This is a genomic window from Mycobacterium sp. (genome assembly GCF_035314665.1).
Taxonomy (GTDB): domain Bacteria; phylum Actinomycetota; class Actinomycetes; order Mycobacteriales; family Mycobacteriaceae; genus Mycobacterium.
The window spans coordinates 1-9,761 of record NZ_DATFZD010000132.1; the positions used below are offsets into that span (position 1 = coordinate 1).

General features: G+C 65.5%; 6 protein-coding genes and 4 pseudogenes. 4 read left to right on the forward strand and 6 right to left on the reverse strand.

The window, feature by feature from the left end:
* Positions 1–221 (reverse strand): annotated as a pseudogene (locus VKI00_RS10305) (DDE-type integrase/transposase/recombinase); the annotation flags it as partial.
* Between the two features lie 45 nt (positions 222–266).
* On the opposite strand from VKI00_RS10305, the gene VKI00_RS10310 reads away from it, so the two are divergent.
* Positions 267–509: a hypothetical protein gene (locus VKI00_RS10310; RefSeq protein WP_324437322.1), complete on the forward strand. Its 243-nt coding sequence runs from the start codon at positions 267–269 to the stop codon at positions 507–509.
* Between the two features lie 41 nt (positions 510–550).
* Here the strand turns inward: VKI00_RS10310 and VKI00_RS33770 are convergent.
* Together VKI00_RS33770 and VKI00_RS10320 are read right to left on the reverse strand one after the other, a co-directional pair.
* Positions 551–865 (reverse strand): annotated as a pseudogene (locus VKI00_RS33770) (AfsR/SARP family transcriptional regulator); the annotation flags it as partial.
* The gene (locus VKI00_RS10320) at positions 840–1,121 is read right to left on the reverse strand and encodes an AfsR/SARP family transcriptional regulator (RefSeq protein ID WP_324437326.1); all 282 of its coding nucleotides are present in this window, start codon (positions 1,119–1,121) and stop codon (positions 840–842) included. The gene VKI00_RS10320 and the pseudogene VKI00_RS33770, both read right to left, overlap by 26 nt.
* A 92-nt stretch (positions 1,122–1,213) precedes the next feature.
* Here VKI00_RS10320 and VKI00_RS10325 point away from each other — a divergent pair, with 92 nt between their 5' ends.
* Entirely contained in the window at positions 1,214–1,618 is a 405-nt protein-coding gene (locus VKI00_RS10325) for an ester cyclase (RefSeq protein WP_324437328.1), read from the forward strand.
* 783 nt (positions 1,619–2,401) lie between these two features.
* Here VKI00_RS10325 and VKI00_RS10330 read toward each other — a convergent pair.
* Together VKI00_RS10330 and VKI00_RS10335 are read right to left on the reverse strand one after the other, a co-directional pair.
* A pseudogene (locus tag VKI00_RS10330) lies at positions 2,402–2,689 on the reverse strand (IS1634 family transposase); the annotation flags it as partial.
* 473 nt (positions 2,690–3,162) lie between these two features.
* On the reverse strand, positions 3,163–5,061 hold the full coding sequence (locus VKI00_RS10335; RefSeq protein WP_324437331.1) for a lysophospholipid acyltransferase: 1,899 nt from the start codon (positions 5,059–5,061) through the stop codon (positions 3,163–3,165).
* A gap of 432 nt (positions 5,062–5,493) precedes the next feature.
* On the opposite strand from VKI00_RS10335, the pseudogene VKI00_RS10340 reads away from it, so the two are divergent.
* A pseudogene (locus VKI00_RS10340) lies at positions 5,494–5,757 on the forward strand (alpha/beta-hydrolase family protein); the annotation flags it as partial.
* An 85-nt stretch (positions 5,758–5,842) separates the two neighbouring features.
* Positions 5,843–8,566 carry an MGH1-like glycoside hydrolase domain-containing protein gene (locus VKI00_RS10345; RefSeq protein ID WP_324437333.1) on the forward strand — a complete coding sequence of 908 codons (2,724 nt, stop codon included), beginning with the start codon at positions 5,843–5,845 and terminating at the stop codon, positions 8,564–8,566.
* Positions 8,567–8,591: 25 nt separating this feature from the next.
* On the opposite strand, the gene VKI00_RS10350 is transcribed toward VKI00_RS10345, so the two are convergent.
* The gene (locus tag VKI00_RS10350) at positions 8,592–9,398 is read right to left on the reverse strand and encodes a rhomboid family intramembrane serine protease (RefSeq protein ID WP_324437335.1); all 807 of its coding nucleotides are present in this window, start codon (positions 9,396–9,398) and stop codon (positions 8,592–8,594) included.
* Between the last annotated feature and the right edge of the window lie 363 nt (positions 9,399–9,761).

A 9,761-nucleotide genomic window follows, 5' to 3' on the forward strand; every position in this document is an offset into this window, starting at 1 on the left:
GTCGACCGCGCGCCACAGATAATGAGTGGTGCCGTTGATCTTCACGAAAACCTCGTCGAGGTGCCATTTGTCGCCGGGGCGGGGTCGCAGGTGACCACGACGCCGCGGGCCAGCATCAGGTCCTCGACGTCGCGCAGGCGCAGCGCGAAACGATGATACAGCCACACCGCGTGCCCGATGACCTCGATCGGATACCGATAGCCCTTGTACCTCGCCGCAATCGCCACAAACGACCAATCCTGGCAGCACCACACCAGGTCAACAACTTGACGATGCCCGCGGACCAGCGTGGTCTTGCCGACACCGCCAGGTCCGACGATCGTGACCAGGCGCTGGCGGTCGACGATCTCAGCCAGGGCGGCCAGATCCTGGCCGCGGCCCACCACCTCGTCGCCGACCGTCGCGACTGCTGGCCGGACCGGCGCATCAAACGCGTCGCGCTGGGCCTGCCGCAGTCGTTCGGGCGGTCGAGCCCGACGGCTGACGGCGCGTCGCGGGCCCGGCGGTAGGCCTGCAGTGCCTCGGCGGTCCGCCCGGCGCCGCTCAACGCCCGGATCATGACCTCCCAGGCGCATTCATCTTGCGGAAGCTCGATCAGCAGGGCCTCGGCTTCCGCGAAGGCGAATTGGCCGGATCGCAGCAGCGCGTCGGCGAGTTGCTCGCGTGCACCGATCCGGCGGTGCTCGAGGGCACGGGCCGCTGCGCACACCGGCTCGAGGTCGGCCAGCTCCCGGAACGCGGGGCCGTGCCACAGATCGATTGCGGACCGCAGGGCGTCCGCCGCGGCAGGGGCCGCCAGTTGCTTGGCCGAGGCTACCCGCCGCTCGAATTCCGTTGATTCAAGCTGAATCTCGTTGGTGCGCAAGCAGAATCCACCGCGGCCCGCTACGATACAGCCGCCCCACGACGGCCCGGAGCCGGGAGACGTAGCTGCGGAGCGTGCGGTCGGCGTTCGGCGGTGGGTCGGGTCCCCAGAGCGCGTCGATCAGCGTGTCCGCGCGGACATGTCTGTCCGGGTGGGCCGCCAGCACCGGGAGAACGGTGCGCTGGTTCGGTCTGGTCGGCGTGACATCCGTTCCGTCGGCATACACCTCGAGCGGTCCGAGAACCCGGACGTCCATGACTCACGATAGGCACACCAGCGCACACCGAACTCCCTCCCGATGTCTTGAAAACCACCCGTCCGTGCCGGACGAGTGGAATCGTGCAACCCATGCGATCGACTGAGATTGTTTTGAAGTTCTTTGACGAAGTGTGGAACGCGCATGACCCCGATGCGGTGGATCGGTTCGTGACCGACGACGTCGTCGCCGTGGTCGGCGGCCAGGAAATCTCAGGGAAAAACAACTTCAAGAACTGGATCAGAAACCTCATCGAAGAAGTCAACGACCTGGAGCTCGACGCCATCGAGACATTTCAGAACGAGGACGGCAGCCGCGTCACAAGCCGATGGGTGCTGTACGGGACGAACAACGGCTTTTTGGGCACGAAAGCCGACCAGAAGCCGGTCGCGATGACCGGCACCGCGATCTGGGAGGTCCGCGGAGACGGAAAGCTGGTACGCAACACGGTCGAGCAGGCCTCGTACGAGCTCTACAAATCGTTCATCGCGGATTAAGGCGTGTCTCTTAATGCCGTAGCCAGGCGCAGATTGCGGCTAGGACTGCAGCTGCCCGGTAGGTGAGGGCGAGTTTGTCGTCGCGGGTGGCCAGGCCGCGCCAGTTCTCCCAGGCCATACCAGGATCAGTACGCTCAAGATGGTGGTCAGCACCCCCCAGGCCAGCATCGATCTCCAGACGATGCCCAACACGCCCCGAACAATGACGGCCGGCTCCGAAGCGTCGACGATCAGCACCATGGGGGGAAGAGCCCGCCGTGAAATGACAGACAGAGCCCGTGATGGCAAAGGTCGATCTGAGCGCACAGCTCGAACAAATCGGACGCCGGCTGGCGCAACCGGGTCGTCCAGCACTACGCGGTCGGCCTGTACCTCGATGCAACCGTGGGGACGAGATCGATGCGTGCCGTCACCTACGACGCCTACGCACTCGACATGTCCCGCCTGGCGACATCGCCTGGCTGACGCCGGCAGATCAGGCGATGGCACTGGAGGTTAGGACGGTGGTATGGGCAAGAGCATCACAAGGGTCGTTCTGCGCAGAACCGCATGACGACTCAAGGCAGGAATGGCAGGTTGCACCTGATGATTCGCGGTGACGACGGGTGGTGGCGCGCCAGCGTGCCAACCGGTCCCGATTCCCGCTACGGCTTTGTGCTGGACGACGACCCGAAGGTGCTGCCGGATCCGCGCTCTCCTCGCTAGCCCGAAGTTACGGCTGCTTGGGGAGCCGATTTGGGCTTTGACGTGGGGTTTGTGAGTTTGGTGGGTTGGTGGTTCTGACTACGCGGCGATGGTGAGGGGAATGGTGGCCTCGATGAGCTCGAAAGCGCGGCGCTGCTCAGGGGTGGGCTCGGTGAGGATGTCGATCTCGATGTTGGTGCCCTGGTAGCGGATTCGGTTGCGGGTCAGGGTGCCCAAGTGGTTGAGCACGGCGCGGAAGTTGCGTAGCACGGTGCCGTCGGGTGCTTGGTGGCGGGAGGCCTTGGCCTGGGCCGCCGCTGAGCGCTGCGCAGCCGCCACCGGGTTGTCGCGCTGAGGGGGGTCCTCGTCGGTTAAGGTCAGCGGCGCCCCCGTCGTCGAAGGTCAGTCCTAGCGGCAACGCCAGAAACCCCATCTCGCAAAGCAGGCCCATACGACGCCGTCGGATTGACCGGCAGCGCCCTCATAGGCCACCATCACCACACGGCCCCGCAACCGGAAACAACCCGGTCCCATACTCGTGGCAAAACGGTGGTCCCATCACCCTGGCAAGCGACAAATTTCGGGCAACGGAGCGCATTCGGGCGGGTCGAAGGGCCGCAGCACTCAGCGCAGCTCTGGCAACCGGGCCGTACCCGCGGCACTGTTCGGCACCCAGATGAATGCCAGACTCCGTCTCCGTTGATCGGACGTAATCGCGCTGTCATGCCTAGCTCCGGGCGATTTGTCTTGAACGAAGTGCGGCTGTAGTACTGGGCGTCAGCGCTTTTCGTCCTTATCTGGGCCTGGGGCATTCCCACCGCGACCTCCCGGCGAACTCGCCGGACGGGATCTCGCCTCGCTCAGGGTTGCGCACCGGCCAACTTTGCAAGCGACGCGATTTCGTTGATTCGTCGTACCGTCGAGGCGATCTCGTCGGCGAACTCCCTGCGCAGCTTGGACAGTTCGGGCGTCGTCGAGTCGAGCAAGCCGCGATGACGGGCGAGCCGCAACGCGGGTTTGAACAGTTCCAGCGATACCGATTCCTCACTGGCCAACCGCCGCTGCAGCACCCACTGCTTCCCGACCCGTAGGCATTCGTCGAGAAATCGCTTCTCGTCGAACTCTTCGTCGGCTTCCCACTCGCAAAGTCGATCGGCCACAACATGGTAGGCGTCCAGGAACGGCCGCAGCACCAGGTGGGCGGTATACGGCCGCACCTCCATCAACCAGCTACGGGCGTCGGCAGCGGAGAACGTGTCGAATAAGTCGGCGGCCGTCGGGTCTACCCCGGCCAGCTCCGCGCGCATCTCCTCGGTGAACTCGGCGCGTCCCGGGAAAAAGAAATCAAACTTCAACAAGTCGCGCAGCCGCAGCGACTCCTGTACCGCGACTTGTGCCGCGTCGCCGTCGGTTTCGGCCGCCGCGACCAACGACACTTCGCCGATCGCCCGATCCACCAGGATGTGGACGGCGGTATTGCGGTAGAAAGCGGCAACGAGGTGTTGCTGCGCCCCTACGCCCCAGATGGTTTCGGTGCCCGCGCCGTAGCTCGACAGCACACCTGAGGCGACCAGCTCGTGCAGCGTCCGGCGGATCGTCGTCCGATCGGTCAGGTTGACACCCCCCGCCACCGGGCAGCCGCGCCCCTCGATATAGCGAGCCAGCGGCGCGATGGTGCCGAGCACCTCGTCGAGGGTCAGGGACCGATCCGCGGCGAGCAACGCCAGGCACACGACAGCGGTAACGGTGACCGGGGCCGCACGGTTGATCCGGTAGCAGGTATCCAGCGCGATCCGCTCGACGGCATGACCGCCGTCCGGGTGGTCTGCGCGCAACTCGGCGAGCCGTTCGCGAACCGGTATCGGCGTGCCGAAGTCAAGGTAGGCTCGGCCCAGCCGATCACTTTGTGACCGCGCGAAATTCACCAGCCACCTCAGATTCTCCGGCCGCTTGCGGCCGCCGCGTGCCTCCGTCGTCATCAGCGGCACCTCATGCAGCTGCTCGTAGACGATCGACACCGGGATGATCACCGGATCGGTGCCGGGCGAGGCGTCGACGGCGTCGACAACGTACCGCAGAATCCCGTACACCGGTGGTCGGAGCTTTCCGGTCCGGGTGCGCCCACCCTCGATCGACCAGCACAGATTCTGGCGATTGCGGATGAGCTGGCCGATATAGGAACGCAACGCCAAACGATAGACCGGAATGTCGGCGGTCGACCGCCGGATGAAGACGACGCCCGTGCGGCGGGCGATGGCCCCGACTGGAAAGAAATTCAGGTTCTCGCCACCCATCGTGAACGGCGCGTCGATACCATGCGCCATAAGCGCAACCGGCAAGATGAACCCGTCCAGGTAGGACCTGTGCGACATCAGGAACAGCAGCGAGTGCTTGCGGTTCAAAGCCCGAACCCGCCGAGCCTGTTCCTCGTCGACCTCGACATCGTGCGCGCGGTTCAACCACTGCCCGAAGTCATCCCATACCCTCTCGACCCGCGCTGAATGCGTCGCCGCCATCTCCCGCAGATATCCGGCAGCCTCGGACCTGACGTCCGACGGTTCCCTGTCCAGCTTTCGCGCGAGCCGCTCAAGCGCCTGGTCAAAGCCATCGTCGGCGAGCAGCTGGCGCACCTCCCGTGTATCGGAGGGAAGACCCGACCCGGGTTCGTGGCCGACACCGACGCGTTGCAAGATCCTCCGGGCGCCGATCCTGTCGAGGGCGCTCGCCACTGCGGGCTGCTCGATGGGTTTGTTGTTCATCTGCCGCCTCGCCCGTGCCGCCAATCACTCGACTCAAAGTCTGCTCGGCGGCCGTGGGGGGTGCAAGGAAATAGCGTGTTTGCCTCAACGCCCCCAAAGCCCACCAGGGTTTTGCGCAGCCGCACAATCTTTTCTTCTTCAAGCTCGGCACCGACCACGCGGGAATTGTGATGCGGGCGGCGGGAGCGCGGTTCGAACGCCGCCGCACCCACGGTCTCGTAGCGTTTGACCAGCTGGTGCATCCATGGCGGGACAGGTCGTAGACGAGAAGGGCAATGTGGTGTCGCGATTCCCGCACTTTCGGCAAGGGGGGCGGGGTATCAGTATCGGCGTCGCGTTGGGCAGGACGGTGTTGGGCTAGGTTCGCGCGGGTGTGGCACGGCGGATCGTGCTGACGGTGCTCCAGTCCCAAGCCCGTTCGGGGCCGCGCTGTGGAATACGGCGCTGCTATTCCGCAAGCCCGCTTGGTTGCGCGAGAAGCGCGGGTACGACGTGCTGCCCAGCGTGCAGTGGATCCCGTTCGTGACTTTCCTGCAAGTGTCGGCCGACATGGCCGTCGCCGTCGCCGTCTCCGACGGGCACGGACACCGCTACGTCAAAGACATCGCCAACGCGTGGGCGGCGATCCTGCAACCCCCGGGATGGACAGCGGACAAGACCGACCGGCTTCGTCTGCTGCTACACGCAAACGAGTAAGCCGATCGCCGTGTGATCACCTTGTCATGCGAGGATGCACGTTAGCTGGCCTGCTCTTCGCTCGCAGGCGATCGGGAGGTTCGACATGACGGTGGCCCGGGGTGTGGAGCGAACCCGAGTCGATGGGTTCGGCCGGCTCGATCTGGGCTTGCGGCAGGCCAGCGACTGGTATTTGTGGGGACCCTATCTGAGCGAAAGGCAGTGGGGCACAGTCCGCGAAGACTACAGCGCCGACGGCGACGCGTGGACCTACCTGCCGCACGATCACGCGCGCTCGCGCGCCTACCGCTGGGGCGAGGACGGGCTGGCGGGCTTCTGCGACATTGAGCAGCGGCTGTGTTTGGCGCTGGCGTTGTGGAACGGGCGCGACCCCATTCTGAAGGAGCGGGCCTTTGGCTTGACCGGGACCGAGGGCAATCACGGCGAGGACGTCAAGGAGTACTGGTGGTACCTCGACGCTTTACCCAGCCACACGTGGAATAGCTGGCGCTACCACTATCCGCAGCAGGCGTTCCCTTACCAGCAGCTGCTGGATAAGAACCGGCGGCGCGGCAAGTTCGATTTTGAGTACGAGCTGCTCGACACCGGCGTCTTCGACGACGACCGCTATTGGATCGTCGATGTGCACTACGCCAAGGCCGACCCGACCGACGTACTGATGACGATCGGCGTGACCAACGCCGGGCCGGAAACCGAACTGCTGCACGTGCTGCCGACTCTCTGGTACCGCAACACCTGGTCCTGGGACGTCAGGACGGTCGCGCCGACGCTGGCTGCCACCGCCGCCGGCGCGGTGGCCGCCGAGCACCCCTTCCTTGGTGAGCTCGAGCTGCTGCCCGGGCCGGCCCCGCCGGGCGGTGGCCCGGAGCTGCTGTTCTGCGACAACGAGACGAATGTTGCTCGGCTGTACGGGGTTACGGAGGCCTCGCGGTGGCCCAAAGACGGCATCAACGACCATGTCGTGTCCGGGGCAGACACCGTCAGCCCGCAGCGGCGGGGCACCAAGTGCGCGGCGTGGTACCGGCTCACGGTGGACCCGGGCGCGACCGCCGAGCTGCGGCTGCGGCTGCGTCGGGCCGGTACCGGGCCGGACCCGGCCACGGCCCTGGGCGCGGAGTTCACCCGGGTGGTGGACCAGCGGCGCGCCGAGGCCGACGAGTTCTACGCCGAACTCACCCCGGCCGCGGCGTCGGCCGATGAGGCCGCGGTGATGCGCCAGGCGTTCGCCGGGTTGCTGTGGAGCAAGCAGTTCTATTACTACGGGGTGGCCCGCTGGCTTGACGGTGACCCGACCCAGCCGCCACCCCCGGCGCAGCGGAAATCTGGCCGCAACGCCCGCTGGCGCAATTTCGAGGCGTTCGACGTGATGTCGATGCCCGACACCTGGGAGTACCCGTGGTTTGCGGCGTGGGACTTGGCGTTTCACTGCGTCGCGCTGGTGCACGTCGATCCGGCGTTCGCGAAGTACCAGCTGTCGCTGCTGTGCCGCGAGTGGTTTCAACACCCCAACGGGGCGCTGCCCGCCTACGAGTGGGATTTCTCCGATGTCAATCCGCCGGTGCAGGCCTGGGCGGCGCTGGAGGTGTTTGGTATCGACGGGGGCCGCGACTTCGACTTTCTCAGCCGGATTTTCGACAAGCTGTTGGTGAACTTCACCTGGTGGGTGAACCGGCAGGACGCCAACGGCTCCAACCTGTTCGAGGGCGGGTTCATGGGGCTGGACAACATCGGCCCGCTGGACCGATCCCACCTTCCCGTCCGAGGTGTCCTGGAACAGTCCGACGCCACCGGGTGGATGGCGGGGTACGCGCTGTCGATGGCCACGATTGCGGCGATCCTTTACGGGTCGGGGCAGCGACCCACGCTCGATTTGGTGCAGAAGTTCCTTGAGCACTTCGCCGGCATCGCGGACGCACTGCAGACGGTGGGTGTCTGGGACCAGCGCGACGGCATGTTCTATGACCGGATTGTGCTGCCCGATGGCGAAGCGGTCCCGGTCCGGGTGCGCTCGATGGTCGCGATGATCCCGCTGCTCGCCGCGGCGGTGGTCAACGAGCAGGCCATCGACCAATCGTTGGTGACGGACAAGGGGTTCGCCGACTACCTGCGACGCCGTGGGCTGGGCAGCACCGAGGACATGGCCGCCGCGGGGATCCTGCGCGGCACGCCCGGCCAGCGGCGGCTACTGGTCGGGGTAACCAGCCTCGAGCGGGTCCGTCGGCTCTGCCAAACCCTATTCGACCCCGCCGAGTTCCTCTCGCCGCACGGGCTGCGTTCCTTGTCGGCCTACCACAGGGACCATCCGTACGTTTTGGACATCAGCGGCGTGCGCGCCGCCATCGACTACGAGCCCGCCGAGTCGACCACCGCGATGTTCGGCGGCAACTCCAACTGGCGGGGCCCGGTGTGGTTTCCGCTCAACTACCTCGCCGCGACGGCACTGGAGCGCTACCACGAATTCTTCGGTGCCGATCTGACGATCGAATACCCGACCGGTTCGGGCAGCTGCGTCACCCTCGACGCGGTCGCCTCCGACCTTTGGGAACGCATGGTGTCGATCTTCCTTGTCGGCAGCGACGGATCCCGGCCCTGCTTCGGTGGGGTGAGCCGGTTTCAGGCCGACCCCCGCTGGCGGAACAACCTGCTATTTTTCGAGTACTTCCACGGCGATAACGCCGCGGGCCTGGGCGCATCCCATCAAACCGGGTGGACCGCGCTGGTGGGCGACGTGATCCGCCGCCGCCACCGGGCCTACCCCACGGTATCGCAGGTCATCCAGCGGCTCGTGCCGGGTGAGGGGACCCGATGAGCCCGAAAATCCTGCCCGGCCGCGCCTACCCGCTGGGCGCCACACCCAGCGCCGACGGCACGAACTTCGCCGTGGCATCGGCCGGCGACGAGGTCACCCTGTGCCTGTTCGACCCCGATGGTGTCGAGACACGGCTGCTGCTACCCGAACGTGACGGCGACACTCGGCACGGCTTTGCGACGAGAACTCCGGCCACGACCACACCAAAGAGGAATCCACCGACATGGGCGAAGAACGCGACACCACTGCCACCGCTGTTCGAGGGGTGAACCAGCGCGGAGTTGCCCTCGAAGAACTGGTACAGGAACCAACCGCCGAGGAAGAACCATGCCGGGATTCTGACCGGGAACCACGCCACGAACGTAAGGATGCGTGAGTTGGGATAGAGCACGAAATCGGCACCCAGCACGGCGGCGATCGCGCCGCTGGCGCCCAGGGTTGGTATCTGCGCGTCGGACGCCGTGCCGAAGAGCAGCGTCATCGCGGTCTGCATCATGATTGCGGCGAATCCGCCGGCGAAGTAAAAGACCAGATAGCCCAGCCGCCCCAACGCGTCCTCGACGTTCTTGCCGAAGATCGCCAAGAACAGCATGTTGCCGAGGATGTGATCCCAGCCGGCATGCATGAACATGGCCGTGATCCAACCAACACCCCAGGGCAAGCCAACGTGGCAGGCGTTATCGACATCGCACGGATAGAACGACGCCTGGTTAACCGCCGCCTCCCCGTTCGGCAACTCGTAAAACAGAAAGACCGCGAAGTTGGCGACGATCAGCGCGACATTGACAATCGGGAACCGGCGGGCCGGAATGCCATCGGAGTAAGGGATCATGTCACCACTTCCGAGGCGCCGGAGCCGGCGCGGGGCGCCCGTTGTGGTGTTTGAGGATGATTTCCGATTTCATGAATCCGCACCTCGCGAAACGGCTGATCGCGGAGCGGTTTTCGGCGATCGTTGCCAATTCCCAGCCCAAACCCGCCGCGCGCGGTCCCACCGTACTCTGTCGCTGGCCAGACCAAGCACAAACCTGCTCGACGAGGTGTTCGGCATCATCCCTGGGCCACACCCGTCGCCGAACTGGTCAACGACACAAATCCAACGGCGCCGCCAACTCATCAGCGCCCCGACTAGTGGTCCGTTCACGGTGTCATGCCTCCTTGAGCAGTACGGGTGATGACTCATCCTGTCGATCCC

What these genes read in the sequence shown, in the direction of transcription:
- VKI00_RS10320 (WP_324437326.1), bottom strand. Translation starts at nt 1,121, where the DNA reads ATGGACGTCCGGGTTCTCGGACCGCTCGAGGTGTATGCCGACGGAACG.
- VKI00_RS10325 (WP_324437328.1), top strand. Translation starts at nt 1,214, where the DNA reads ATGCGATCGACTGAGATTGTTTTGAAGTTCTTTGACGAAGTGTGGAAC.
- VKI00_RS10335 (WP_324437331.1), bottom strand. Translation starts at nt 5,061, where the DNA reads ATGAACAACAAACCCATCGAGCAGCCCGCAGTGGCGAGCGCCCTCGAC.
- VKI00_RS10345 (WP_324437333.1), top strand. Translation starts at nt 5,843, where the DNA reads ATGACGGTGGCCCGGGGTGTGGAGCGAACCCGAGTCGATGGGTTCGGC.
- VKI00_RS10350 (WP_324437335.1), bottom strand. Translation starts at nt 9,398, where the DNA reads ATGATCCCTTACTCCGATGGCATTCCGGCCCGCCGGTTCCCGATTGTC.